Genomic DNA, 25028 nt, shown 5'->3' with positions numbered 1-25028 from the left:
TGGCGTACCTCATAGTCTTGCTTTACGTTGTTTGGCGGTAGCCAAGTCGGACATGGGTGTTTTCTGGCTTTTCTTGATGAAGCCATGAAGCAGAATCATGTTCGAGCCTACGACCGTAAATAAAACCCTTGCGATGGTGTCACCGAGGTCAACACGGACCTTCCAAAGCCCGATATCAAGCTTTCGTACTACCGGCATGCCGATAGGCCATCCCATTTGAACAGTTTTGATCTCGATGCCAACCAAACGTCGCTGCTCACGAGGCAAATCGGTTAACCATTCACGCACCGGCTCGTTGCCCGCTTCTGTACAGAAAAACCTGACGCCGAGAACTGGTAGAAAATTGCTCATTGGAGAAGTGTACCTAAAAAGGTACATATTTCAACCTTCACCTACCTCCCCCGCGCCACCTCCAACCAGGCCCCCGCCGCCGGCGACAAATGCGCGTTCTTCCTCCACGCCAGCGCGATATGCCAATCCGTATCCGCTTCATCCAGCGCCACCAACCGAATGCCGTCATGCAGATGTTTCTGCGCCAGCATCCTCGGCAGAAACGCCACGCCCAATCCTGCTGAAACCAGATCAACAATAAAGTCGATCTGCCCGCTGCGGGCGGTGACTTTGGGGGTGACGCCCTTTTTATCGCAGGCGGCCTGGATCACTGCGTTCAGGGCAAAGCCGGCTTCGAAGAGGATAAAGGGCGAGTCGGCCAGGTCGGCGAAGTCGACGCTTTTGCGAGTGCTCAACGGGTGGTGTTCGGGCATGACCACAACCAGGGGTTCGATGCGCACGTCCTGATAGTCGAAGGCTTCGTTGTAGGGCTTTTGTTTCAGCAGCGCGGCGACATCCAGTTCCCCGGACTCCAGGCATTCGAGGAGTTTTTTGGCGCCGTATTCGATCAGTTCGATTTCGATATCGGGGTAGCGGGCGCGGTATTCGGCGAACATCGCGGCGAAGAGTGCGCCGCTGCCCACCGGCGGCAGGCCGATGCGCAGGATGCCGCCCTTGAGGCCACGCAGGTCGTTGATCTCGGCTATCAGGTCGCTGCGCTCGGCCAATAGCACCAGGGCGCGGCGATACACGATGGCGCCGGCGGCAGTGAGTTCGCTTTTGTGGCCCATGCGGTTGAGCAGCGGTGTGCCCAATTCATCTTCCAGGGTTTTGACCGCTTTGCTGACCGTCGACTGGGTCAGGGACACCACTTCGGCCGCTTGGGAAAAACCGCCCTGGCGCACCACTTCGACAAAGGTGCGTAATGTGCGAAGGTTCATCGCTATTCACTTTCCGACTGGAATCTATTTATAAAAGTTGTTTTTACCATGCGCTATACCTCTTTACTCTGCATGCACATAAAAATCCGTCTACCCAAGGACAACTGCCATGATCATCTCGTCGGCCTCTGACTACCGCGCAGTGGCCAAACGCAAGCTGCCGCGCTTTCTGTTCGACTATATCGATGGCGGCGCTTACGCCGAGCACACCCTGCGGGCCAACGTTTCCGACCTGTCCAGCATCAGCCTGCGCCAGCGCGTCCTCAAGAACGTCGACAGCCTCAACCTGAACACCACGCTGTTCGGCGAGCAGATGGCCACACCGATGGTCCTCAGCCCCGTGGGCCTGACCGGCATGTATGCGCGGCGCGGCGAGGTGCAGGCGGCCAATGCGGCGGCGAACAAGGGCATTCCGCTTTGCCTGTCGACGGTGTCGGTATGCTCGATCGAGGAAGTGGCATCGCAGTGCTCACGGCCGATCTGGTTCCAGCTGTATGTACTCAAGGACCGCGGCTTCATGAAGAACGCCCTGGAGCGTGCCCAGGCGGCCGGGGTCAAGACCCTGGTGTTCACGGTGGATATGCCCACGCCCGGCGCCCGGTATCGCGATGCCCACTCGGGTATGTCCGGGCCTTACGGCGCGCAGCGGCGCATGTTGCAGGCCATGACCAAGCCACAATGGGCACTGGATGTCGGCCTGCTCGGTCGCCCCCATGATCTGGGCAATATCTCCAAATATCTGGGCAAGCCCACCACTCTTGAAGACTACGTGGGCTGGCTGGGTGCCAACTTCGATCCGTCCATCAGCTGGAAGGACCTGGAGTGGATTCGCGAGTTCTGGAAAGGCCCGATGATCATCAAAGGCATTCTCGACCCGGAAGATGCCAGGGACGCGGTGAGCTTCGGTGCCGATGGCATCGTGGTTTCCAACCACGGTGGCCGCCAGCTCGATGGCGTGCTCTCCACGGCCAAGGCCCTGCCGCCGATTGCCCAGGCGGTGGGTAGTGACCTGACCGTACTGGTGGACTCCGGTATCCGTTCCGGCCTGGACGTCGTGCGCATGCTTGCCCTCGGCGCCAAAGGCGTGTTGCTCGGCCGCTCGGTGGCTTATGCCCTGGCGGCGGATGGACAACGCGGGGTGGAGAACCTGCTGGATATTTTCGCCAAGGAAATGCGCGTGGCAATGACCTTGACCGGTGTGACCTCGATCGAACAGATTGATGGCAGCACCCTGGTTCAGGCCAGTCTCTGAGACCCGCGACCAAAGATAGGAGCCAGCTTCCTGGCGAAGCGATATGTGACTCGAATCACCCGAGCTCTGTGGAAGCGAACTCATTCGCGAAAGTGATGTTGCAAACGATACGAATGCATCGGATGCGTTGGCCTATTCGCGAATGAATTCGCTCCCACAAGATTTGTATTCACCCGCTGCCCAGTGTTTGCCGCACTAACAAAAACGCCCGGCGCCGCTCACTGCGACACCGGGCGTTTATCATTTCAGCTCTGTTACGAGAACGCCGTAATATCCCCCCCGCCGTTGATCGTCAGCCCCGTCGCCGCAACGCCGGTGAGTTTGATCAACGCATCTCCTGACTGAATCCCTGCCGTGGCATCGCCCACTACAAACAGGTAACTGTCAGCGCCATCGGTGAATGTCACGGCGGTGCCGGCAGCATCGGTGTTCACCGCACTGACAACTGCTGCCAGTTTCGCCGACAACGTGGTGGCATCGGCAAAGAAGGTCGCAAAACCGTTCGTGACGCTCGCGGTGCCCGATACGGCAGCGGCTGAATGGTCGACCTTGGCCAAGGTTGCCGCAAAGTCGATCGTGTTGATGCCACCCCCAGTGCTCCAGTCGGTGACGGTGTCAGCCGCCAGGATCAGCGAGTTTGCATCGGTGGCCGTGAACTGGGCGGGCGCGAACTTGACCACGTTGGCACCGGCACCCAGGGTAAAGCTGTCCGCCTTGACCGAACCGGTAACCGTGTCGGCACCGCTACCGCCCGTGTAGGTAACCGCAGCATTTGACTGGCTAAGATCGACGGTATTGGTACCGCTGGCACTGCCCTTGAGGGTCAGGTTGGTACCGCTCAATGCACCGGACGTCCAGGTAAAGCCGCCGAGGGAAATCCCGCTGGCATCCACCGAGGTCAGGATCGTGCTGGCTGCAGTGAGGGTCAGGCCTGCGTTGCCGGACACGGTGACGGTCTTGAGAGCATTGCCTAGCAGCGTCAGAGAGTCATTGAAGGCGCCAGACGGAGTGCCTTGCCCGTCGACAGTACTGATGGCGATGTTTTCGACACTGGCCGCAGTAACCCCGGTACTGGCAAAAGCCAGCCCTGCCCCCGACTTGTCAGTGAGCGTCAGGTTCAGGGTGTCATTGTTGCCTGTGGCAAAGCCGTCGCCATTGAGCGTATAAGCCGTGCCGGCCCCCGTCAGGATCAGAGAATTGCCAGTGACCAACTTGGTGAGTGTCAGGCCATTACCGCCTGCGGTCGAGAAGCTCGTCGCGCCGACAAAGTTACTGAGATCCACCGTCTGGTTGGTAGCACCGGTCAGGGTCACTTGTTCAAACCCGGAAATCAGCGCCGCACTGCTCAAGACCGCTGCCGCCGTTGCCGTCAGGCTCAACACATCACTGCTGCCCGCCCCGCCGCTGAGGACCTTGGTCGGGGCAGTGTTATTGCTCAGGGTGAGCGTATCCACGCCCGAGCCCCCGCTGTAACTGGCTTTCGTGCCGTCAAGGGTCACCGTGACCGGGCCACTGCTGGCACTGGCATCCACTGATTTCAGTGTCGTTGTACTACCGAAATTGGCACTAAGGCCAGCCGAGCCGCTGACCGTAACGGTATTCAATGCCGTCGAGCCTGCGGTAGAGGTGAGAGTCAGGGTTTTGCTACCCGAGACATTGAGGCTGTTCAGCGCGCCGAAGGTGATATTGGCCAATGTCGAATTAGTGCCGGTCGTCGCGACATTAAGCGTCGTATACAAGTCGGCATCGTCCAGAGTGCCACCGGTCAGGCCACTGGCCGTCAGGTTCAGGGTGCGAGTGATGCTGGCACCAGCGAGGGACGAGCTGTTATCGATAATGATATTGCCCGAACCGCCGGTAAGGGACAGGTTGCTCAGGGCGTTATCCTGTGTGAAGAAGACCGTATAGTTTTTCACTGAGACGTTGGTGATCGTGCCAACCTTGGTGCTGGCACTGCCACCGTTCACATCATTGACGGTCACTATATTGTTATTGACTCCGGCCGTGCCGACGTCCGCAGTGGCCCTGGCCGCGTTGTTCACGCTGACCGAGGTGGTGCCCGCCTTGCCAGTGACGGTGACCGACCCCATCGCCACTGTGGTGTTGACGGCGTTGGCGGCGGCCTGGGTGACATTGATGACGCTGCCTCCGGTGACGGTAATAGGCCCCATACTGCTAGAAGTGGCAGCACTGGTCGCACTGACCGTAACGGCTCCGGTCGGCTGGGTAACGCCGCCGATGGTAATGGATCCTGTAGTTACCCCCGACGAGGTCACCGACACACTGGAGCCGCCATTGATCACTATATTATTCGTGCCCTGGGTCAAGGCAGTCGAGATGATAGCCGTGCCCCCACCTGCTGTAAGTGTTGTTGCGCCCGCATTGCTCTGGGTGGTCAGACTGGTGAGGCCGGTCCAGGTCGTGGTGGTCAGGGCGACATCACTGGTAGAGGTAAACGACGCCGACTCAACGCCGGTCACGGTGACACCCGAGCTGCTGATCTTGCCCGAGCCGCTCACGGTCAGGGTGTCGTTGCCCGCCCCGCCGTCAATCACGTCTCCTGAAGCGAAACCGCCTGCGACAGTGGAGACAATCGTGTCATCCAGTGCAGTGCCGGTAACGGTATCGGCACCTGCCGTGAGAGTGAATGTCTGCCCCGGCCCGGTCGGCGTAGTGGGTGGCGTCGTGACCGTGGTATTGGTGGCAATTGCTACGGTACTGGCCAGGTTGCTCGACGTGGTGGCGGTGCTCAGTGAGGCAGGCGTGGCATCGACGCCATTGAGGAAGGTGCGACCATAGGCAGCGGCGGTCTGGCCGACATAGCCGTTGACTTCAGCCGTGGTGTCGATCTGCGCGGTAAAGGCATTGGCGGCGGCCAGTTTATTGGCCACTGCGGTGGCGTCACCGGGTCCTGCGGAATTGAGAATGGTATAGGCGGCTTGCGCCGAACTCACAGAGCCTGAATCGATCAGTCCCGTCCAGTACGTCAGGCCAGCAGGCTCGGGAGTGCGATTGAATATCGCCAGGTAAATCGCCGAGACTTTCTGCGCGGTGCTGGTCCCGGCATACAGGGCGTTGGATTCGTTGGAAGAGGCAAAACCCGCGATCGCGGCGCTGAAATTGCCGTTGGCTGCATCCACGTTGGCGGCCCAGTAAGCCAGACCCACCGGGTCGGCTGGGCGGCCGAAATAGGCGATATACAGTTTTTGAACTTGATCGAAATACGCAGAAGCAGCCATTGGGCTAAAACTCCATTAAGGTCACTGCGAAAATGCATCGAGTAGCATTAACTAGATAGCACAGTGACTCTCTGGGTGCCTGACTGGCCGCGAGTTTGCCGACCAACGTCCCTCTCAGCGTACTAATGACGCTGCTAAAACTTTTGAGTCAGAGCGCGGAGACGGGCTTGTACACTGCTGGGAATAACCTCGATTGACTATAAGTTCTGGAAACCTGCCATGAACCTGATGTTGGCACTGGACACGCTGGAATCGGTCAAGCGTTCTACCCGATCGTCATTGCTGTGGCAGCAACTGGCGATCCAGGCCGGCAAGCTGCAAGGCAATGAGCGCCAGCGCTTGCTCGAGGACATTGCCGCCTGCCCGCTTGAATCGGCTGAGGCCGAGTGGTTGCGTTGCTCCGCCATGGCTGAGCTAACCCACGACACCGCGTGGTACGCCCGCCAGGCGCTCCAGGCCAGCGAAGCGACGCTGCCCGATGCTCTGATGAGCCTGCTGGGCCTGGCCTGGCACCATGGCCTGGCACGCACACAACCCCCGACAGCCATGGTGCACGCCCTGCAAAAGATTGACCTGCCGCGCCTGCAGAGTCTGGTCGCTCGCCAACTGCCCCGACGCCAGGCCACTGAACCGCGGCAGCCTCCAGGCCGCCTGCGTATTGCCATCTACACGCCCCATGTGGCCAACCCGACCCATGGCGGCACCATGTTCACCCTCAATGTAATGAGCGCGCTGAACGAAGACCTGGCTGACATTCACACCTTCGCCGCCCAGGAAAACAACATCCCGGCTGTGGGCAGCTATCACGGCGGCAATGAGGCCGTGCAACCGGTCATCGTGCAGCCCGAAACCCTGCGACTCAAACGCCCCGGACATTGCCAGCTGCTGTTGCCAGATGTGGAGTTCTCCGTACGGGCGCGCTTTGAGCAGATGCGGCAGGCCATTGATGACTTCGCCCCTGACGTGGTGTTTTTTGTCGGCTTCCTGTCGCCCCTGATCTTTGACCTGTATGAGCGCTACCCGGTGGTCGGCCTGTCAATCCACTCCTTGCCGCCCCTGGCGCCCGTAGACGTATGGCTCAGCGCCGATCCCGAAGCCAATGCAGCCTGCTGGCCCGGCTTGCCGGTGCCGCAGACTTTCGACTTCCCCCAGCGCTTCTGGCCTGGCGCCCCGGTCACACCGATTGATCGTGGGCAGCTGGGGTTGCCGGTGTCGGCCACGCTGCTGATCTCGGTGGGCTTTCGCCTGGAAGTGGAGCTGACGCCCGAGTGGCAAGAACGCATGTTGCAACTGCTTGAGCGTCATCCCGACGTACACTGGCTGCTGGTCGGCGTGCGCGAAGAGATCCCCTCCGATGCCCTGCCGCAGCATGTACGTATCTACCGCGCCCCCTTGCAGAGCCATATCGAAGCATGGCTGGCAGCCAGCGATATATTTATCAACCCGCCGCGCATTGGCGGCGGCAGTGCAGTGGCCCTGGCCATGGAACAGGGTCTGGCAGTCGCATCGATGAATACCGGTGATGGCGGCGACAAACTGGGGCCGTACGGCGCAAGCTCGGTAGATGATTATTTCACCCGGCTGCAAGCCTGGGTGGAGCACCCCGAACTTCGTCGCGAGATCGGCGCGGCGCTCAAGACGCGCTTCCATGAGCGTCTGGACTTTTCCACGACATTGGCGGCGCAAGGACTGCTGGCCGCCTGCAATCAGGCGATTGCCGCCTTTCAACAGCGCAAGGAAACCGCATGTGATTAATGGCTCTCCACAGGCATCGGGCGACGACCGCCCGGTGATCATTTTCGGCAATCTGCGCTCGGCCAGCCTGGCCTGGTACTGCCTGTGCCATGACAGCCCCTGGCATGTCGCCGGGTTCACCGTCGACGAAGCCTACCGTTCAACCAGTCATTTCGAAGGCCTGCCATTAGTGCCGTTCGAACAACTGGAAGCCTTCTACCCGCCGGGTGATTACCGTCTGCTGATCCCCATGGGCTATCAGCAGATCAACGGCGTGCGCCGTGCCCGCTACGAGCAAGCCAAGCAACGCGGCTATACCTTTGTCAGCTATGTTTCCAGCCGGGCCAGCGTGTGGCCCGATCTGGATATCGGCGAAAACGTGTTGATCTACGAACACGCCATCATCCAGCCCTTCGTGCGCATCGGCAGCAACTGCATCATTCGCAGCGGTGCGCACCTGTCCCATCATTGCCAGATAGCCGATCACGCCTTTGTCGCGGCCCAGGTCGCCATGGGCGGTGAAGGCTATGTCGGCGAACAGTCTTTTATCGGCGTGGGTGCCGTGCTGCGTGATCGCATCAACATTGCCCCGCGCAGCTTCATCGGTGCCGGTGCCGTAGTCCTCAAGGACACCGAGGCCGATGGCCTGTACGTCGGTAACCCGGCGCGCAAGGCCGAGAAAACTTCGCTGCAGGCGTCGGGAGGCTAGATGCAGAATTCCACCCCGTGGGAGCGAGGCTTGCCCGCGAAGGGGCCTGTGCAATTAGCGCATATTCCAAGGCGGGCCAGCTTCGCGCCAACGAGGCGTACTGCCGCATATGGATCGCCAATCGCATCACCACCCGTTTATCCCCGACAAGGCACACCAGATGCAAATCGGTAAACCGTTCTTCATTAACCTGGCCTGCACCGGCGTAATCCCGACCAAGGCGATGAATGCCCATGTGCCATTAAGCCACGATGAGATCGTCGCCGACGTCGCCCAGGCCCTCGCCCTTGGCGTGCAGATGGTGCACCTGCATGCCCGTGACAGCGACGGCGTTCAGACCGCCGATCCGCAACCCTATGGCCAATTGGTCGAGGCAATCCGCGCCTTGCCGGGCGGGCGTGAACTGATCGTCTGCGTCACCACCAGCGGCCGCCAGGATGCCGGTTTCGCCTCACGTTCACGGGTGCTGGACCTGGACGGCGACGCCCGTCCGGACATGGCCAGCCTGACCCTCAGCTCCATGAATTTCACCCAATCGGCCAGTCTCAATCCGCCGGACACCATCCGCCGTCTGGCCGAGCATATGCTGACCCGACGCATCAAGCCGGAGCTGGAAGTGTTCGACGCAGGCATGGCCAATTTCGCCGGGGTACTGCTCAAGGAAGGGCTGCTCGAAACGCCGCTGTACGTCAACGTGCTGCTGGGCAATATGGCGGGCGCCCAGGCTGATCTGCTGCAACTGGCCGCGATCCTGGCGGCATTGCCAGCGGGCTGCATCGTCGGCGTCGCCGGGCTCGGACGCTTCCAGTTGGCGGCCAACGGACTTGGCTTGCTGGCCGCCGATGGCGTGCGTGTCGGGCTGGAAGACAACCTGTGGTTCGATCAGCAACGCACTCTCCCCGCTGACAACTCGGCACTGATCAAACGCGTCATTGCCCAGGCCGCCTTGCTGGAACGTCCACTGATATCAGCGCAAGCCCTGCGCCACACTTTGGGAATCGCATCTTGAGTGAAGAGTTCATTGTCTTCGGCGCACCGGATATCAGCGAAGAAGACATCCAGGCCGTCGTCGCAACGATGCGCTCCGGCTGGCTCGGCAGCGGGCCGAAAGTCGCTGAATTCGAAGCCGCGCTCGCCAACTTCAAGGGGGTGCGCGGTGAACAGATGGTCGCCCTCAACTCCTGCACCGCCGCCCTGCATCTAAGCCTGCTCGCCGCAGGCATCGGCCCGGGCGACGAAGTCATCACCTCGCCCCTGACCTTCTGCGCTACCGCCAACGCGATCCTGCAGGTCGATGCCACACCGGTACTGGTGGACGTCGACCCGCAGACCCTGAACCTTGCCCCCACAGCCATCGAAGCGCGCATCACCGCACGCACCCGCGCCCTGCTGCCCGTGCACTTCGCCGGCCGCCCCTGCGCCATGAGCGAGCTCCTCGCCATCGCCCACCGCCACGGCCTGAGCGTTATCGAGGACTGCGCCCATGCCGTGGAAGCCAGCTACCGCGGCCAGCCCCTGGGCACTCTCGGCGACTTCGGTTGCTTCAGCTTCTACGCCACCAAAAACCTCACCACTGTTGAAGGCGGCATGCTGCTGGCCAAAGATGCCGAAAAAGTGCCACGCATCCGTATGCAAGCCCTGCACGGCATGACCCGCGACGCCTGGAAACGTTTCTCCGCCGATGGCTACGCCCATTACCAGGTGGTCGAACAAGGCTTCAAATACAACATGATGGACCTGCAAGCCGCCATCGGCCTGCAACAACTCAAACGCCTCGACGCCAACTGGCAACGTCGCCAGACCATCTGGCAACGTTACCAACAGGCCCTGGCCCACCTGCCCCTGATCCTGCCCCAAGAGCCCCCGGCTCATATGCGTCATGCCTATCACCTGTACACCGTGCAACTCGACGACAGCCGCACAGCCGTCTCCCGGGATACGTTTATTCAGCGCATGACGGCATCAGGCATCGGGGTCGGCGTGCATTACCTGGCGCTGCCGGAGCATCCGTATTATCAGCAGCAACTGGGCTGGCGACCGGAAGACACGCCCTCTGCCACGGCGATCGGACGGCGGATTGTGAGTCTGCCGCTGGGGCCGGGGTTGACGGATGGGCAGGTGGAACGGGTGATTGCGGCGGTCGCGACGAGTTTTGATCTGTAGGCGCGCTGCGGAACGGTTCGTGAGAACGAAATTTTTGGGCGAGTTTGTGGGAGCGAATTCATTCGCGAAAGCGATGTTGACGATAAGAATATGTGTGGCTTCACTGGCCTATTCACTCCAACGCTCGCCATCGTCCTGAACGACAGGCATCTCCCGCGTCCTGCAATCCTCATTCGACAGCATTCATGCAACATGCACGAAACAAGTCGCTGACCGCTCATCCAACCCAATGATTTTATTCAGATAAATCCTGAAGCCAGGATTGGCATAGCCGCTGCAATTACCTCTAGGCATCAGCCGGACCGACGCTAATGTCCGACTTGAAAACCGTGAAACCAGAGGAACTCTAAAAATGAACGCCATCGACCTTTTGCAAGCCGACCACGAACGCGTAAAAGCCATCCTGACCCAGCTGAGCGAGTCCACTGAACGCGCCATCAAGAAACGCACCGAGCTGCTGGCCAAACTGGAAATGGAAATCACCATTCACACCCAGATCGAGGAAGAGATCCTCTATCCGGCCTTCAAGGCGGCCGGGGCCAAGGAGCAGGATGTGATGTATTACGAGGCCAAGGAAGAGCACCGTACCGTCGACTCCCTGGTGCTGCCCGACCTCAAGCAGACCGACCCATCAACGCCCGAGTTTTCCGGCCGGGTGAAGGTCGTCAAAGAGCTGCTGGAACACCATATCGAAGAAGAAGAAACCGAGATGTTCCCTCAGGCCCGCAAACTGCTGGGCAAGGCCAAGCTCGATGAGCTGGGTGCACAGATGGAAGCCATGAAAGCGGATTATAAAAAATCCTTGAGTCAGGGCATGGCAGCTTGATTGGACAGGCTGTTACAAAAGCCCGGCGTAATGCCGGGCTTTTTCATACCCATGCAAAAGCGCCAACCGAGACACCTGACAGCTACCCCTTGCGACCCCTCCCTCACCTCGCTACCCTTGCGCCCGTCGCTGCCAAATCAGCGGCCTGGGTGTAGGAACCCAGATTCTAGGACGTACGCTTCAACCAATTCGACTGTATATACACAGCTCGTTATGGCGGCTGTGTGCGGGCACGCTTCGGCGTGGCCGGTTTCCTAGATCCGGTATTCCTACCCCGTGCACAGCTGCCACCCATAGCCCGTAGGAAGGTTTTCTGGCAGCTCCATCAATCTAGGAGCAAGACCATGAGCAACAACAGCCAAACTCCCACCCTCGCCCAACTGATCGATGAAACCGATGAGCTGCTGCGCTGTGTCAAAGCCACCGCCTATGAAAGCGCCGACAACCTCAAGGGCAGTCAGCGGGATCATTCGTTATCCGTGGTTCATCTGCTTGAGGTGATTCAGGGCAAGGTGACGCAGATGGCGCGTATCCAGGCAGCGGGCCAGCCATAAGCACGCCCATCAGGCCCGGTCGATGACTGGGTCTGACAAATTTTTATTCCTGTGAATACGCCGCAGATTTTCTTCACTCCACAAAGAAAATCTTGATAAATGGTGGTTTTGCCGATTTTTTCTTAACTGGCTTCGAAAGGCAGGAGCGAACTTGTTCGCAGAGCGCCGTGCCTGGCATATCGAGCGTCTGCGCTCGCCAACGAGTTGGCTCCTACCCAGGGGGCGTCCTGCCTGACATACCGAGCCAGGCAATTCGCTGGCAAAGCGGATCGCCGCCCGCTCGCTCCACCGATTCTGCGGTGTTCGCTCAAACTGGCACGCTTCCCGCTATTGTTTACCCACCGAGTTGTTGAACAATCTGTGGGAACCTCGTTATGCCCCCTGCCCCGGAAAATGATCTGTCCCTGGCCGACCGCGTTGCCATGGAGTTGCGTGCCGACATTATCGGCGGGCGGCTGTTGCCTGGCATGGCGTTGGTCGAGAGTGAGCTGGTCAAGGCCTACAACGCTTCGCGCAATACCGTACGCGAAGCGCTGCATCATCTCGGCCGCGAAGGGTTGGCGCGTTATGTGCGCAACAAGGGTGTGATGGTGCGGCGCATGAGCGTTGCGGATGTGCGGGATATCTTCCAGGTGCGCCGTACCCTGGAACTGCCCGCGCTGGCAGGCAGTCAGGCGCTGCAGCCATCCCGACTGGCGCTGATGGGCGATGCCATTGAGGCCGCCGAACTGGCCCGGGAGCGCGAGGACTGGCAGGCCTTCGGCACCCATAGCCTGCGCTTTCACCAACATATTGTCGGCCTGTTGGGCAGCCCGTTGTTCGACGAATTCTTTACTCAGGTCGCCGCCCAGTTACGCCTGGTGTTTTCCAGTGCCAGCAGCGAAGAACGCTTTCAGAAGCCGTGGCTGGAGCGCGACCGACAGATTCACCAACTGCTCGGCGAAGGTCGTCGGCAGGACGCCCATGAGGCCCTGCGCCTTTATCTCAAAGATTCCGAACGCGAGTTGCTGGATGTATTCAGCCGCGCCACCAAACCCTGAACGAGGACTCACCATGTACAAGGACTATCCCGCCGCTTACCAGGTCAGCAAGGGCAGCGCCCTGCAGGTCGATCAGGCGTTCTACGACCGTGTGCGCGAAGGCAAGGCCCAGCGCACGCTGATCGAGCAATTCGAGGTGCCGATCCGTACCGGTCGGGCCTGGAAAGTCCCCGCCGGCCATGTGTTTCGCGTGACCACGCCGGTCGGGCCACAGGTCGGCGACTTCAACGTGTGGAACGCCAACGACCCGCGCGAGCGCATGTGGGCGGCGCGCACCCGGCAGTTGCAGGGCGCCCATGTCACGACCTATGACCGCCTGTGGTCGAACCTGCCGTTTCTGCGCCCACTGGTCACCATCACCGACGACAGCCTGGCCGGGTATGGCATCGACGAACACGGCGGCCGCCTGCATGACTTGCTCGGCACCCGTTGTGATCCTTATGTGAACCGCATGCTGACCGGCGAGGACTTTCACCATCACTGCCACTCCAACCTGACCCGCGCCGTACTGCCCCATGGCCTGACCGAGTTCGATGTGCATGACGTGCTGAATATCTTCCAGTGCACCGGCCTGAACCATGACGACATGTACTTCATGAAAGCCTGCCCGGCCAAACAGGGCGATTACCTGGAGTTCTTTGCCGAAATCGACCTGCTCTGCGCCCTCTCCACCTGCCCCGGCGGCGACCTGTCGCTGCCAATGTGGGGGCCGGATGCGCAGGACCCGCTGAGCGTCTGCCGCCCGCTGGGGGTGGAGATTTATCAGCTTGATGACGAGCTATTGCGGGGTTGGCAGCAGCCTGAGCGCGCGGCTTACAAAGGCCTGCATGGGTTGCATATTGCCAGGGCCGAGTGGGAGGTTTGACACGTTTACAGGACCACTAGAGGGAGCCATTGTGGGAGATTCCATGTTTTCTGTAAAGCCAGAGCAGCCCCTTCGCGGATGAATCCGCTCCCACAGAGCCGACGATATGCACGCGCTACTGTGAGCGAATTCATTCGCGAAAGCGGTATTCCGAGCGATGGAGATTTATCGGATGCACCAGCCTTTTCGCCGATAAATCCACTCCCACAATTCGTACAGACCGTTTGCTGGCCATGCACTGATAGAGGCCTTATGCTGCCTGCTTTCGCAAGGACGCTGATCATGAAACACATTGCCATACTGGCCCTGACTCTCGCCCTGAGCGCATGCGGCAACATCGTCACGGTGTACATGGGAGATATCAAGACCAGTAACTATCTGCTGGATCAGGGTTCCTCCTGTGGTGCTGTGCCGCGGGTCTACAGCGGCGTGATATTCGACTTCTGCATGCTCTATGGCGAGCCTGCAAGCAACAGTAGAAGCACCGTATCATCCGGTAGCTCCGCGTTTCCGATCCTGTTCATTGATGCCGCCGCTTCCGGCGTCCTGGACACCGTTGTCCTGCCTTACACCCTCTACCGCCAATCCACTGATGGCAGTATCGAAATCAGCCGCCGCACCTGGAAAAGAGAGAGCTGAAAACCATGCAACGTTTGACCCTGACCCTCGCCCTACTGGCCGGTGGCGGCTTCGCCCATGCCCAGGAATTCACCTCCCATCTGGACAGCGTCCAGCAACAGGGCCAACTGGCCGTGTGCACCACAGGGGACTACAAGCCGTATTCGTTCCTGCGTCCGGACGGCGAATATGAAGGCATCGATATCGAGATGGCGCGCAACCTGGCCAAGAGCCTCGGCGTGAAAGTGCAGTGGGTGCCTACCACCTGGAAAACCCTGATGCCGGACTTCCTCACGGGCAAGTGTGATATCGCCGTGGGCGGTATTTCCGTGAGCCTGGAGCGGCAGAAGAAGGCCTTCTTCAGCAACACGCTGGATATCGACGGCAAGATTCCTCTGGTGCGCTGTGAAGAACAGGCGCAGTACCAGACCCTCGAGCAGATCAATCGCCCCGAAGTGCGCCTGGTTGAACCGGCCGGCGGTACCAATGAAGCCTTTGTCCATGCCTATGCGCCCAAGGCGCAATTGGCCTTGCATGACAACGTGACGATCTTCCAGCAACTGCTGGATAAAAAGGCCGACGTGATGATCACCGACGCGTCCGAAGCGCTCTATCAGCAGAAGCGCCTGCCCGGCTTGTGTGCGGTAAACCCGAGCAAATACATGCAGTACGGCGAAAAGGCCTACCTGCTGCCGCGTGACGACATGGCCTGGAAAAGCTATGTCGATCAATGGCTGCACCTGAGTAAAGCCAATGGCACCTATCAAAAAGTGGTCGGCGAATGGCTGGCGGTGCCGGGGGAATAAACCCCGGTCTGTCGCACATTGTGTGACCTTGTACTACGGTGTATTACATCTGATTACACTGGAGGATGAGGTATGACAATGCTCTCCCTGCGCCTGCCGGATGATCTGTCCGAGCTGCTGGCGGCCCTGGCCAAGGCCACCGGGCGTAGCAAGTCGTTTCATGCCGTGGAGGCGCTGCGCGAGTACCTGGCCAGGGAAGCCTGGCAGGTCGCGCAGATCGAAAAAGCCCTCACGGAAGCCGATGCAGGGGACTTCGCCAGCGAAGCCGAAGTCAGCGCGGTCATGGAAAAGTGGCTGGACAATGCGCGTTGAGTGGCTGCAAACCGCGCTGAACAATCTCCACGAAGAAGCGACCTATCTGGCCCGGGACAATCCTCGGGCGGCGGCGGAGTTTGTCGCGGCGATCAAATACCGCGTGGAGCAATTGGCGCGCCTGCCCGAGAAAGGCCGCGAGGGGCGAATTGTCGGCACTCGCGAGTGGACAGTAATCGACCGGCCCTATCTGATTCCCTACCGTGTGCGCCAAGGTCGCCTGCAAGTGCTGCGGATCCTTCATACGCGCCGTGCACTGAATCTCTAGCCAGTGATAAGGTTCTTCCTACGCTTGGCAGGGAACGGAGCCCATTGTGAAAACCAGCAAAACCATCACCCGCGCCTTTTGCGTCGAGTTGCAACGGGAGTTGTCGATTACGACGGCACGGCGTGAGTATTTTTCTCAGGAGCCGCCCCGCCAGCGCTTTGAGTTTCTCTGTTCCAGCGAGGCCTGTCGGGCGTTGGGCGCGAAGATCACCGGGGTGCGTTATGACGTCAAACCCCAGGACAACCCGACCTTCGTTGCTGCGCACTTCCGCGCCAATCCACACTATGAACATGACCCAGCTTGCGAGTGGGTCGATGTCGACGCGCCGGAAGAAGCCCCCGCCCCTGCCAACGAGACCGAAGGCGAGGCGCGTCTGCGCAAGGCCCGGCGTAAGCTCGATGACTATATCGACGTGTTCGACCCGACCATTCGTCCGCCTGCCAAGGACAAGGAGCCTGTCATTGCGAAGCAGGGGCTCGCCGAAGCCAGGCCCGGCCCGGAATTGAAAGTCGAAGAAAAAGCGCCGGGCGCAACGCCGATCCGCAGCGAAACCCGCACCAGTAATCTCGAACGTCTGGTGGATGCCTACCGTCAGGCCAAGGCGCAGTTAACGGCAGAAGATTTCAACCTGTTGAAACTGCGGGTGCCCGGCCAGGGCGAGATGACTTTGCGTTCGTACTTTCGCCACATCAAATACGCACAGGTGGGTGACAGCGGCAGGATCGTCTACGGCGGCGGCCTGGTCGAGCGCTATGGTGCAGGCTTCAAGTTCAAATTCTTCGATCGCCTGAACGGCAAACAGGTGACGCTCTATGTGTCACCCGCGCAGATGCAGGCCTATCGCTCCAGCCGCTACCTCGGTGAACTGCTCAGCCATGCCGACGAGGTGAAATTCTTCACGCTGTATGCTTTGGGCAAACTGGCGCTGAGCCCATCGGGCAAGAGCATCAGTGTGGAAGTAGAGGATCTGCGCCATCTGGCGATCGTACTGGGGCCGGAAAAGACGCCGGGCGACGCTGGTGTCCCATCTCGCAAATAAGTTGTTCAATCTGGACGGCGTCTGATTTCGCCAGCCTGCGTTGCCTTGAGCGCACTTAACGAAGCGATTTCCACCTTGCCGTACCTGAGCACCACCGCGCCTTCGGCGGCCATGGCCTTGAGCTCCAGGGCGAGCGTCTGGCGGGTAATGCCGAGCATCATGGCCAGTTCGTCCTGAGTGACGTTAAGTACCTGACGCTCACTGGCGGCCAGGGTCGCATCACCCCGGGCCAGGTGCTCAAGGCGCCGGGCAATGCGCGCGCGGGTCGAACGCAGCATCGCATCCTCAAGCATGGTGTAGACCAGCCGGGTATGAATGGCCTGTAACAGGGCCACGGCGCGAGCAAAACCGGCATGGAGCATCAGTCGATCAAAGACCGGCGGATCCACGCACAATACCTCGGCCGCCGTAATCGCACTGACATCATGGATGCGCGGCAAACCATCGAGCAGCGAAGTTTCGCCAAACCAGTTGCCGGCTTCGAACAGGGTCAGGATCGCCTCGCGCCCGTCTTCACGCAGGGTCGAGACCTTCAGCGTGCCCTGGACCAGGCCATAGAAACAGCCCGATACGTCGCCCTGACGCGACAGAAACTCACCGACGCCCAAGCGTTGCAGGCGACTGTTGGTCAATAACTCACCCTGAAGATGGGCGCTCAATCCGGCGAACCAGGAGTGGCGGCTCATCTGTTGCTGGATATCCATGCTCACGCTGTCTCCTGACCGGGAAATGCAAGATACCTTGCAGTGTGGGGGGATACAAAAGGCTAGTCTTGCCATGAGCAACGCCTCCCTTGTAGGAGCTGCCGAAGGCTGCGAAATCGATCTGTCAGATAAATCCATTCGCAGCCTTCGGCAGCTCCTACAGGAAATGTGCTTCCCCAATAACAATAAAAAGGCCCCCCTGATGAATATTCCCTCACTCAAAGACCAGGTCAGCCCCGAAGAATGGAAAATCCGCTGCGATCTGGCCGCCTGCTACCGCCTGGTCGCACTGCATGGCTGGACCGACCTGATCTTCACCCATATCAGCGCACGCCTGCCCGGTGATGATCACCGTTTCCTGATCAACCCCTACGGCATGCTCTTCGAGGAAGTCACCGCCTCATCACTGATCGTGGTCGATCAGCAGGGCAATAAGCTCAATGACTCCCCCTTCAACGTCAACCGTGCCGGTTTTGTCATTCACAGCGCCATTCATGCCGCCCGGGAGGACGCCCAATGTGTGCTGCACACCCACACTCGCGCCGGGATTGCCGTGAGTGCGCAGAAGTGCGGCGTGTTGCCGATTTCCCAGCAGTCAACCTTTGTCCTGGCGTCCCTGGGTTACCACGATTACGAAGGCGTGGCGATTCGTGATGAGGAGCGCGTCAGCCTGCAGGCCGACCTGGGCACGGCGAATTTCCTGATGCTGCGCAATCATGGACTGCTGACGGTGGGGCGTTCGATTGCCGAGGCGTTTCTGGCGATGTATCTGTTCGAGAGCACCTGCCAGATTCAGCTATCGGCTCAGGCCGGCGGCGAGCTGACCCATGTGCATGACGCGATAGTCGAAGGCGTTGCCCACGTCATGAAAGTGCAGACCGAAGGTCAGGGCGGGGAATTCGTATGGCCGGCGCTGCTGCGCAAGCTGGAACGGATAGGGAGTGATTACTGCAATTGAGCGGTAGATGAAAAGCATGTGGGACCGGCTGAAGCCGGCCCCACAGTCAAGCAACAAGGGCCATTCTTAGACCTTGACGATCCAGCCCGCTGGCGCCTCGATGTCACCGGACTGTACGCCGGTCAGCTCTTTGTACAGGCGCTGGGTGACCGGGCCGACTTCAGTCTGGCTGTGGAAGACGTGCAGCTTGTCCTTGTAGGAAATGCCGCCGATCGGGGTGATGACCGCAGCAGTACCGCAGGCCCCGGCTTCCTTGAATTCGTCGATCTTGTCGATGAACACGTCGCCTTCGACGACTGTAAGGCCCAGGCGGCTTTGTGCCAGTTCGATAAGCGACAGACGGGTGATGCCTGGCAGTACGGACGGCGACTTCGGCGTAACGAACTTGCCATCAGCGGTGATGGCAAAGAAGTTGGCCGAACCGACTTCCTCGATTTTCGAATGGGTCTGCGGGTCCAGGTAGATGCAGTCGGCGAAGCTGTTTTTCTTGGCTTCGGAACCTGGCATCAGGCTGGCGGCGTAGTTGCCACCGACCTTGGCGGCACCGGTGCCGTTTGGCGCGGCGCGGTCGTAGCTGGAGATGACAAAATTGTTCGGCTTCAGGCCGCCCTTGAAGTAGGCGCCGACCGGAATGCAGAAAATCGAGAAGATGAACTCAGGGGCAGTACGCACGCCGATGTTGTCGCCGACACCGATCACAAACGGACGCAGATACAGCGCGCCACCGGAACCATACGGCGGAATGAAGTGCTCGTTGGCCTTGACCACTTGCTTACAGGCTTCGATGAACATGTCAGTGGGCACGTGAGGCATCAACAGACGCGAACAGCTGCGTTGCATGCGCTGGGCGTTCTGGTCGGGACGGAACAGGTTGATCGAACCATCCTTGCAGCGGTAGGCCTTGAGGCCCTCGAAGCACTGCTGGCCGTAGTGCAACGCGGTAGACCCTTCACTGATGTGCAGGACGTTGTCTTCGGTCAGGGTACCTTCCTGCCACGCGCCATCACGCCAGTGCGACAGGTAACGCTTGTCCGTCTTGATGTAGTCGAAACCCAATGTGTCCCAGTTGATGCTTTCGTGACCCATAACACCCTCTTTGATTTAACCATTGCCTGGTTGAGTCAGGCCAAGAACCGATTCTGCCAGATCGACCCGACATCGGCGTACTCGCAAACAAGCAAGATAACCTGTAACGAAAAAATTCGCTGCAAAGAGACGACTCAAAGGTCGGGAAAAAGCGCCGGATCTTTCCAACACAACGCAGCTCGCTGAATTGGGACCGGCTTCTACGGGCGCTGTGTTTGCTCAGCGATAGCGTGAGCGGAATATCCTGCGCAAAAGCCAGAGGTCAAATCAGACCCGGAACTTCAACACCACTTCATTCAACCCCACGGCCAGTTGCGACAGCTCGCTGCTGGCCGCCGACGTCTGGTTGGCTGCCGCCGAGCTCTGCATCGACAGGTCACGGATACTGGTCAGGTTGCGGTCCACTTCACGGGCCACCTGGGCCTGTTCTTCGGTCGCCGAGGCGATGCCCAGGTTGCGCTCATTGATCAACACGATGGCCGCATTGATTTCCATCAGAGCCTGGCCAGCGGCTTCGGCGACCTGCAGGCTGGCCCTGGCCCGTTCGCTGCTGCTGCTCATGGCGCTGACGGCCTTGCCGGTGCCGGCCTGGATCGAGGTGATCATCTGCTCGATTTCCGCCGTGGATTGCTGGGTGCGATGGGCCAGTGCACGGACCTCATCAGCAACCACGGCAAAGCCACGTCCGGCCTCGCCTGCGCGTGCTGCTTCGATGGCCGCGTTCAGGGCCAGCAGGTTGGTTTGCTCAGCAATGCCGCGAATCACGTCGAGCACGCCGCTGATGCCTTGTACCTGCACCGCCAGACCGTCGATCTCCGTGGCCGTGACGCCGACTGCGCTGTGCAGTTCGTTGATTACGGTGACCGTTTCCGCAACACGCTGACGGCCCTTCTCCGCCGACTGGCTGGAATCCTTGGCGGCAGTGGAGGCTTCGGCGGCATTGCGCGCCACTTCTTCAACGGCAGCGCTCATCTGGTTGATAGCGGTAGCGGCCTGATTGATTTCGTCGTTCTGGCGCTGAATGCCGCGCAGGGACTCTTCGGTAACCGCAGTCATTTCTTCGGAAGTCGAGGCCAGTTGATTGGACGAATGACCGAGGTGAGAGATGGTCGTGCGCAGGTTTTCCTGCATCACGCTCAAGGCCGTCAGCAGGCGCCCCGCTTCGTCCTTGCCATCCGACGCGACCGGGCGACTGAAATCGTTGTCGGCAATCGCTTCAGCCACAGCCAGGGCCTTGGCGATGGGCGCCGTGAGACTGCGGGTGAACATGGCCGCCAGCACCAAGGTCGCTATCAGCGAGGCGACAATTGCGACGATGGTGATAGCGCGTGCCTGCTCATAAGTGGCAGTGGAGGCCGCCGTAGCCTGGGCGGCTTTGGCATCGGTCAGATCACTGGCGCGTTCGATGACCTTGGCCAGACGGTTGGCGGCCTGCGTCTGCTCGCCGTCGGGAGCGCTCAGGGCGTTGACCACATCATCGCGGTTCTGCTTTGCAGCGTCGACAAAGCGGCTGTGAACTCCAAGGTAACTGGTCACTGCGGCTTGCATCTCACTGAAGATGGATCTGCCTTCGTCGGAGTCCAACAGGGGCTTCATCACGTCGATATGAGTCTGCAAATCGGCCCTGGCCTGACTGATTTTGGCGCTGACAGCCCTGTCACTCTCCGGCGTCTTGGCCAGGCGTAACGAGGTGTTGTAGAGGCGCATGCTGATCAAGTCGGCACGAATATCATCAATGCCCGATACCGAAGGCAGCACATTGCTCTCGACGCGCTCCTGACTTCTTTTGAGGTCGGTTGACTGCTGCAGCGAAAACAACCCTTGGGCTACTACCAGCAGCGCGAAGAAACCGAAACAGACCAGTGCACGTGGGGCGATGTCCAGCGATCTCAGATTCATGAGAAGCGACCTATTTTTGCTTTGAGAGCACGAAATATACGCCTTAATCGTTTTTTCTTAAATTAAAATGATATTAAATGGCCATCACTTCATCCGAAACATACAGATGAATTGTGTCGTTATTGAAATGATTCGAATACAAGGGTGCAGCGGGAGCAGAGGTGCTCCCACCTGGGGAAGGGGATCAAACCGGCAGGGCTGCCTGCTGGCCCTGGCGAATCCGGATGTATTCCAGCACTGCAGGCAGATCGTTGCTACTCAGCGTGCGGGCAATGGCTTTGACTTCGTCCATGGGCCAATCCCACCAGGCGGCATCGAGAAGTTGCTGACGCACATCCTCATCGAAACGCCAGCGGATGAACTTGCAGGGGTTGCCGCCGACCACTGAGAACGGCGCGACATCACGGGTAACCACGGCACCGGCCGCGACAATCGAGCCATGGCCGATGGTCACCCCAGAGAGAATCATGGCGCCGGCACAGATCCAGCAATCGCTGCCGATCACCACGTCGCCCTTGCTCGGGGCGTAGTCCTTGATGTCCTCCAGGCCTTTCATCATGGCCGGGAATGGATAAGTGGTAAGCCAGTCGGTGCGGTGTTCGCCGCCCAACAGAATGCGTACGCCCGCCGCAATGGAGGTGTAGGAACCGATGCGCAGGACGGTGTCGTCGCCGAACTCCAACACTTCCGGAATGCCGTAAGTGCCCACGCCCACGGTGTAACGCGGATATTGCAGGCGAATCTTTTCCGGCGCCCGCTCCAGTTTGTCCATGCGCCGCAGACGTTTGCGGGTGGCGCGGTTTTTCAGCATTTCAAGGAATTTCATGGGGTATCCGTATCGGTCGCCGCCGGCGTTCAGCCTTCCTGGCGGTGCAGCAGAAAGCGCTTGAAGCGGCGGAAGGTGGTCATGTTGAACTGCCGCATGGGAATGGAGCGCAACAGGCTCCAGGCATGTTTTTTGTCCACGACCACGGCGTACTTGAGCGCCTTGTTGAGGATCGCCGTGCGTCCGCTCTGATACGACGGATGGCTGCTGTAAGGGGCGATGGTCTGCAAGTCGGCGTCGAGCAGGACCTTGTACTTGCGTGACAGGTTGTTGGGGTGACGCCGGTAGCGGGTAACGCTGATCGGCAGCACGTCGATGCCGTAGCCCTGATGGGCGATCTTCAGGGTGATCTGGAAGTCCTGGACCTTGATATTCGGGTCATAGAACCCCGCAGCTTTCAGGGCATCCATGCGGTACAGCGACACAGGCGCGCCAACCACCACCGCATCACTGAGGATCTCATCGAAATGCAGGTGTTTGATCTGGTCGAGCTTCTGATACTTGGTGGTGTTGCCTTCGCTGTCCATGTAAATGATCAGCGCACCGACGCAACCGACGTCCGGATGAGTGTCCAGATACTCGGCGCGCACCCGCACCGAGTCCGGCAACATCAAGTCATCCAGGTCAGGCGTGGCGACATACACGCCCTTGGCATAGCGCAGCCCATGATTGAGGGTCGCACTGACGCCCTGGTTCTCCTGGCGATAAAGCTGGAAGGCATAGTGTTTTTGCAGGGCCTGGAGCATTGCAAAACTGTTATCGGTCGAACCGTCGTCGACGATGATCACTTCGAAGTTTTCGTAGTTCTGCGCAAAGATGCTGGCAATCGCCCCCTCAAGAAATTTCTCGGCGTTGTAACAAGGGGCAATGATAGAGACCAGGGGCGGTGTATCGGCCCGCGTTCTTATAGAAGTAAGTTCTTCAGTCATAGTTCAGTGTTATCAAAACCTTCCAAGGGGCCGGCCAAGGCAAAATCTGCTTACCATCTGCCTACAAACCAGACACATGATGAGGCAAGCACCCATCTCTTGTCATGGTTTGTATCCCATGCCAAAGCTAAAAAATCGACATTCGACATTCCATCGGATGTCTGGATACCCGACTCTGTGCGGGCTGCAGTCGCTGCAAAGCCTGCGCGTTACTTAATTGACACACGCAAATCACGCGCTCTAAAAAAAACCCATTAAAGTCATTAATTTGACTAAATAAATCACTCTATTAAGGTGAGGATTCACGTGCGCGTCGTGGACGGCACCCACTGTTACTTCATCGCAGATGAGTCAGTAAGCCATGGAAGCAGGCATTCCCACTTTATCCTCCCTCGTAACCAGGGCTGTCGACCGACGACTGACCGCACTGCTGTTCATTCTGCCGGTCGGTCTACTGTTACTGGCAGCACTGGTTATCAATCATGGTCAACTGATCTACACGCTAGATGACCCTTACATTCATATCGACCTGGCCCGGCAGATCTTCAGTGGCCATTACGGGATTAACCCCGACGAATTCTCCGCGCCATCATCCAGTATGTTGTGGCCGCTGCTATTGGCGCCCTTTACGCCCTTGGGCAACGTACAACTCTGGGTGCCGCTGCTTCTTAACCTGCTGTTTTCCTGGCTGACGTTTTCGTTGCTCAGCCAGCGCCTGCAGGAACTGACCTTTGTCTATCGGCTGATCATCCTTGGCGGCTGGCTCCTGGCCAGCAACTTCTACGGCCTGATCTTCAACGGCATGGAGCATTGCCTGCAGGTCTATCTGGTGGTGGTGATTGCCTGTGGCGTACTGCGCAAGGAGTATGCGCATCCCGAGGTCAGCGCCTTTGGCCTGTATGCAGCGCTGCTGCTCCTGCCTCTGGTGCGTTATGAAGGCATGGCCGTTTCTCTGCCAGCGCTGCTGTACCTGTTCTATCGCGGTGAATACGCGCGTTCGCTGTGCTGCGCGGCAATGCTGGTGGGGCTTCTGGGGGCATTCTCGCTATTTCTGGCACACCTGGGCCTGGGTTATCTGCCCTCCTCGGTCATTGCCAAGTCAGACACCACGGGGCTCGCCTCGATCCTGCGCAACGTCATCAACCAGTTCGACAAATACGGTTGGGTGATTCTTGCCCTGTTAGTCACCTGCGGCCTGCTGGGGCGGCGCAAGCCTCTGGCATTGCTGCTGTTGAGCGTCACTGGCCTGCACCTGCTGTTTGGCAAGTTCGGCTGGTTCGGCCGCTACGAGATCTACTGGCTGAGCTTTCTCGGGGTGTTCTTCCTCCACTTGGGCTTGCGTCATTTGCCGGTTCGCAGCGTCGCCCTGATCTTCGGTCTATTGCCTGTGGCCTTCGCCCAACTGGTCTACACCACTCTGGCAACGCCCCTGGCTTCGGCGGCGATCTACAACCAGCAATACCCGATGGCGCAAATCGCCCATCGGCTGGACGCGCCGGTTGCGGTCAACGACCTTGGTCTGGTGGCGCTGAATAACCGGCACTATGTGCTCGATCTGTGGGGCTTGGGCGGCCTTGAAGCCCTGAAGCTGCGCAAGACGGAGCAAGGCCCTGGCTGGATAGAGGCACTGATGACGCGCAAAGGCGTGCACTACGCAATGGTCTACGAAGAATGGTTCCCGCAGCGCCCGGCCAATTGGATCAAGGTTGGCGAGCTGAAGATGAGCACACCGAAAATCGCTGCCGCTGCCGACAGTGTGGCGTTCTATGCGACCGATGAGGCTTCGGCGGACAGGCTCAAGAGCGTGATGCAGGCGTATGAAAGGGAAGTCCCGCGGGCACGCTTTCATTTCGACTATACCGATACGCATCCGGGCCTGTAGGAGCTGCCGAAGGCTGCGAACGAGGTTTCGCCTGAACCACCGCTTTCG

24 protein-coding genes are annotated in these 25028 nt (G+C 59.4%); 16 read left to right on the top strand and 8 right to left on the bottom strand.

Annotated elements, in window-relative coordinates; translation table 11 throughout:
- Nucleotides 1–9: 9 nt before the first annotated feature.
- Together ACCD02_RS07885 and ACCD02_RS07880 are read right to left on the bottom strand one after the other, a co-directional pair.
- Complete coding sequence (locus ACCD02_RS07885; protein WP_413300099.1) at nucleotides 10–351, bottom strand: type II toxin-antitoxin system RelE/ParE family toxin; 342 nt, start codon at nucleotides 349–351, stop codon at nucleotides 10–12.
- Between the two features lie 41 nt (nucleotides 352–392).
- The gene (locus ACCD02_RS07880; RefSeq protein ID WP_413300097.1) at nucleotides 393–1271 is read right to left on the bottom strand and encodes a LysR family transcriptional regulator; all 879 of its coding nucleotides are present in this window, start codon (nucleotides 1269–1271) and stop codon (nucleotides 393–395) included.
- Nucleotides 1272–1380: 109 nt separating this feature from the next.
- On the opposite strand from ACCD02_RS07880, the gene lldD reads away from it, so the two are divergent.
- The gene (gene lldD / locus ACCD02_RS07875; protein WP_413300095.1) at nucleotides 1381–2523 is read left to right on the top strand and encodes an FMN-dependent L-lactate dehydrogenase LldD; all 1143 of its coding nucleotides are present in this window, start codon (nucleotides 1381–1383) and stop codon (nucleotides 2521–2523) included.
- 254 nt (nucleotides 2524–2777) lie between these two features.
- On the opposite strand, the gene ACCD02_RS07870 is transcribed toward lldD, so the two are convergent.
- Nucleotides 2778–5762 (bottom strand): DUF4214 domain-containing protein, encoded by a 2985-nt coding sequence (locus tag ACCD02_RS07870; RefSeq protein ID WP_413300093.1) that lies wholly within the window; start codon nucleotides 5760–5762, stop codon nucleotides 2778–2780.
- 219 nt (nucleotides 5763–5981) lie between these two features.
- On the opposite strand from ACCD02_RS07870, the gene ACCD02_RS07865 reads away from it, so the two are divergent.
- The 13 genes from ACCD02_RS07865 to ACCD02_RS07805 all read left to right on the top strand — a co-directional run bounded on the left by ACCD02_RS07865 (nucleotide 5982) and on the right by ACCD02_RS07805 (nucleotide 16696).
- Nucleotides 5982–7517, top strand: coding sequence for a hypothetical protein (locus tag ACCD02_RS07865; RefSeq protein ID WP_413300091.1), 1536 nt, complete (start codon nucleotides 5982–5984; stop codon nucleotides 7515–7517).
- On the top strand, nucleotides 7510–8205 hold the full coding sequence (locus tag ACCD02_RS07860) for an acetyltransferase (protein WP_413300089.1): 696 nt from the start codon (nucleotides 7510–7512) through the stop codon (nucleotides 8203–8205). The genes ACCD02_RS07865 and ACCD02_RS07860 overlap by 8 nt, the downstream gene beginning before the upstream one ends.
- 109 nt (nucleotides 8206–8314) lie before the next feature.
- On the top strand, nucleotides 8315–9214 hold the full coding sequence (locus tag ACCD02_RS07855) for a 3-keto-5-aminohexanoate cleavage protein (protein ID WP_413300087.1): 900 nt from the start codon (nucleotides 8315–8317) through the stop codon (nucleotides 9212–9214).
- Nucleotides 9211–10368 (top strand): DegT/DnrJ/EryC1/StrS family aminotransferase, encoded by a 1158-nt coding sequence (locus tag ACCD02_RS07850; protein ID WP_413300085.1) that lies wholly within the window; start codon nucleotides 9211–9213, stop codon nucleotides 10366–10368. The genes ACCD02_RS07855 and ACCD02_RS07850 overlap by 4 nt, the downstream gene beginning before the upstream one ends.
- Nucleotides 10369–10720: 352 nt before the next feature.
- Nucleotides 10721–11194, top strand: coding sequence for a hemerythrin domain-containing protein (locus ACCD02_RS07845; RefSeq protein WP_413300083.1), 474 nt, complete (start codon nucleotides 10721–10723; stop codon nucleotides 11192–11194).
- Between the two features lie 344 nt (nucleotides 11195–11538).
- Nucleotides 11539–11748, top strand: coding sequence for a DUF6124 family protein (locus ACCD02_RS07840; RefSeq protein WP_413300081.1), 210 nt, complete (start codon nucleotides 11539–11541; stop codon nucleotides 11746–11748).
- Nucleotides 11749–12122: 374 nt separating this feature from the next.
- The gene (locus tag ACCD02_RS07835; RefSeq protein ID WP_413300079.1) at nucleotides 12123–12788 is read left to right on the top strand and encodes a GntR family transcriptional regulator; all 666 of its coding nucleotides are present in this window, start codon (nucleotides 12123–12125) and stop codon (nucleotides 12786–12788) included.
- A gap of 13 nt (nucleotides 12789–12801) precedes the next feature.
- Nucleotides 12802–13653 (top strand): urea carboxylase-associated family protein, encoded by an 852-nt coding sequence (locus tag ACCD02_RS07830; protein ID WP_413300078.1) that lies wholly within the window; start codon nucleotides 12802–12804, stop codon nucleotides 13651–13653.
- Between the two features lie 282 nt (nucleotides 13654–13935).
- Nucleotides 13936–14292, top strand: a complete 357-nt coding sequence (locus ACCD02_RS07825; protein ID WP_413300076.1) for a YceK/YidQ family lipoprotein — start codon at nucleotides 13936–13938, stop codon at nucleotides 14290–14292.
- Nucleotides 14289–15077, top strand: a complete 789-nt coding sequence (locus ACCD02_RS07820; RefSeq protein WP_413300280.1) for a transporter substrate-binding domain-containing protein — start codon at nucleotides 14289–14291, stop codon at nucleotides 15075–15077. The genes ACCD02_RS07825 and ACCD02_RS07820 overlap by 4 nt, the downstream gene beginning before the upstream one ends.
- A gap of 72 nt (nucleotides 15078–15149) precedes the next feature.
- Nucleotides 15150–15389, top strand: coding sequence for a CopG family ribbon-helix-helix protein (locus ACCD02_RS07815; RefSeq protein ID WP_413300074.1), 240 nt, complete (start codon nucleotides 15150–15152; stop codon nucleotides 15387–15389).
- On the top strand, nucleotides 15379–15657 hold the full coding sequence (locus ACCD02_RS07810; protein WP_413300072.1) for a type II toxin-antitoxin system RelE/ParE family toxin: 279 nt from the start codon (nucleotides 15379–15381) through the stop codon (nucleotides 15655–15657). The genes ACCD02_RS07815 and ACCD02_RS07810 overlap by 11 nt, the downstream gene beginning before the upstream one ends.
- A 46-nt stretch (nucleotides 15658–15703) precedes the next feature.
- A complete protein-coding gene (locus ACCD02_RS07805) occupies nucleotides 15704–16696 on the top strand; it encodes an ATPase (RefSeq protein WP_413300070.1) in 993 nt (330 codons plus the stop codon).
- A 5-nt stretch (nucleotides 16697–16701) separates the two neighbouring features.
- Here ACCD02_RS07805 and ACCD02_RS07800 read toward each other — a convergent pair whose 3' ends face one another.
- Nucleotides 16702–17400, bottom strand: a complete 699-nt coding sequence (locus tag ACCD02_RS07800; protein WP_413300278.1) for a Crp/Fnr family transcriptional regulator — start codon at nucleotides 17398–17400, stop codon at nucleotides 16702–16704.
- A gap of 202 nt (nucleotides 17401–17602) precedes the next feature.
- Here ACCD02_RS07800 and ACCD02_RS07795 point away from each other — a divergent pair, with 202 nt between their 5' ends.
- The gene (locus tag ACCD02_RS07795) at nucleotides 17603–18358 is read left to right on the top strand and encodes a class II aldolase/adducin family protein (RefSeq protein WP_413300068.1); all 756 of its coding nucleotides are present in this window, start codon (nucleotides 17603–17605) and stop codon (nucleotides 18356–18358) included.
- A 66-nt stretch (nucleotides 18359–18424) separates the two neighbouring features.
- Here the strand turns inward: ACCD02_RS07795 and ACCD02_RS07790 are convergent, their stop codons facing one another.
- From ACCD02_RS07790 to ACCD02_RS07775, 4 genes are all read right to left on the bottom strand, one after another.
- Nucleotides 18425–19444, bottom strand: a complete 1020-nt coding sequence (locus ACCD02_RS07790; protein WP_413300066.1) for a branched-chain amino acid aminotransferase — start codon at nucleotides 19442–19444, stop codon at nucleotides 18425–18427.
- A gap of 267 nt (nucleotides 19445–19711) precedes the next feature.
- Nucleotides 19712–21343 (bottom strand): methyl-accepting chemotaxis protein, encoded by a 1632-nt coding sequence (locus ACCD02_RS07785; RefSeq protein ID WP_413300064.1) that lies wholly within the window; start codon nucleotides 21341–21343, stop codon nucleotides 19712–19714.
- Between the two features lie 184 nt (nucleotides 21344–21527).
- Nucleotides 21528–22169, bottom strand: coding sequence for a CatB-related O-acetyltransferase (locus ACCD02_RS07780; RefSeq protein ID WP_413300062.1), 642 nt, complete (start codon nucleotides 22167–22169; stop codon nucleotides 21528–21530).
- A gap of 29 nt (nucleotides 22170–22198) precedes the next feature.
- Nucleotides 22199–23098, bottom strand: a complete 900-nt coding sequence (locus tag ACCD02_RS07775) for a glycosyltransferase family 2 protein (protein WP_413300060.1) — start codon at nucleotides 23096–23098, stop codon at nucleotides 22199–22201.
- Between the two features lie 361 nt (nucleotides 23099–23459).
- Here ACCD02_RS07775 and ACCD02_RS07770 point away from each other — a divergent pair, with 361 nt between their 5' ends.
- Complete coding sequence (locus ACCD02_RS07770) at nucleotides 23460–24980, top strand: hypothetical protein (RefSeq protein ID WP_413300058.1); 1521 nt, start codon at nucleotides 23460–23462, stop codon at nucleotides 24978–24980.
- Nucleotides 24981–25028 lie beyond the last annotated feature (48 nt).

This window comes from Pseudomonas sp. Pseusp88 (assembly GCF_047303955.1).
In the GTDB taxonomy this organism is placed as follows: Bacteria; Pseudomonadota; Gammaproteobacteria; order Pseudomonadales; family Pseudomonadaceae; genus Aquipseudomonas.
Note: the sequence above shows the minus strand (reverse complement) of the source record. Positions and strands in the feature narration are given on the sequence as shown.

What these genes read in the sequence shown, in the direction of transcription:
- ACCD02_RS07885 (WP_413300099.1), bottom strand. Translation starts at nt 351, where the DNA reads ATGAGCAATTTTCTACCAGTTCTCGGCGTCAGGTTTTTCTGTACAGAA.
- ACCD02_RS07880 (WP_413300097.1), bottom strand. Translation starts at nt 1,271, where the DNA reads ATGAACCTTCGCACATTACGCACCTTTGTCGAAGTGGTGCGCCAGGGC.
- lldD (WP_413300095.1), top strand. Translation starts at nt 1,381, where the DNA reads ATGATCATCTCGTCGGCCTCTGACTACCGCGCAGTGGCCAAACGCAAG.
- ACCD02_RS07870 (WP_413300093.1), bottom strand. Translation starts at nt 5,762, where the DNA reads ATGGCTGCTTCTGCGTATTTCGATCAAGTTCAAAAACTGTATATCGCC.
- ACCD02_RS07865 (WP_413300091.1), top strand. Translation starts at nt 5,982, where the DNA reads ATGAACCTGATGTTGGCACTGGACACGCTGGAATCGGTCAAGCGTTCT.
- ACCD02_RS07855 (WP_413300087.1), top strand. Translation starts at nt 8,315, where the DNA reads ATGGATCGCCAATCGCATCACCACCCGTTTATCCCCGACAAGGCACAC.
- ACCD02_RS07845 (WP_413300083.1), top strand. Translation starts at nt 10,721, where the DNA reads ATGAACGCCATCGACCTTTTGCAAGCCGACCACGAACGCGTAAAAGCC.
- ACCD02_RS07840 (WP_413300081.1), top strand. Translation starts at nt 11,539, where the DNA reads ATGAGCAACAACAGCCAAACTCCCACCCTCGCCCAACTGATCGATGAA.
- ACCD02_RS07835 (WP_413300079.1), top strand. Translation starts at nt 12,123, where the DNA reads ATGCCCCCTGCCCCGGAAAATGATCTGTCCCTGGCCGACCGCGTTGCC.
- ACCD02_RS07830 (WP_413300078.1), top strand. Translation starts at nt 12,802, where the DNA reads ATGTACAAGGACTATCCCGCCGCTTACCAGGTCAGCAAGGGCAGCGCC.
- ACCD02_RS07825 (WP_413300076.1), top strand. Translation starts at nt 13,936, where the DNA reads ATGAAACACATTGCCATACTGGCCCTGACTCTCGCCCTGAGCGCATGC.
- ACCD02_RS07815 (WP_413300074.1), top strand. Translation starts at nt 15,150, where the DNA reads ATGACAATGCTCTCCCTGCGCCTGCCGGATGATCTGTCCGAGCTGCTG.
- ACCD02_RS07810 (WP_413300072.1), top strand. Translation starts at nt 15,379, where the DNA reads ATGCGCGTTGAGTGGCTGCAAACCGCGCTGAACAATCTCCACGAAGAA.
- ACCD02_RS07800 (WP_413300278.1), bottom strand. Translation starts at nt 17,400, where the DNA reads ATGGATATCCAGCAACAGATGAGCCGCCACTCCTGGTTCGCCGGATTG.
- ACCD02_RS07795 (WP_413300068.1), top strand. Translation starts at nt 17,603, where the DNA reads ATGAATATTCCCTCACTCAAAGACCAGGTCAGCCCCGAAGAATGGAAA.
- ACCD02_RS07790 (WP_413300066.1), bottom strand. Translation starts at nt 19,444, where the DNA reads ATGGGTCACGAAAGCATCAACTGGGACACATTGGGTTTCGACTACATC.
- ACCD02_RS07785 (WP_413300064.1), bottom strand. Translation starts at nt 21,343, where the DNA reads ATGAATCTGAGATCGCTGGACATCGCCCCACGTGCACTGGTCTGTTTC.
- ACCD02_RS07780 (WP_413300062.1), bottom strand. Translation starts at nt 22,169, where the DNA reads ATGAAATTCCTTGAAATGCTGAAAAACCGCGCCACCCGCAAACGTCTG.
- ACCD02_RS07775 (WP_413300060.1), bottom strand. Translation starts at nt 23,098, where the DNA reads ATGACTGAAGAACTTACTTCTATAAGAACGCGGGCCGATACACCGCCC.
- ACCD02_RS07770 (WP_413300058.1), top strand. Translation starts at nt 23,460, where the DNA reads ATGGAAGCAGGCATTCCCACTTTATCCTCCCTCGTAACCAGGGCTGTC.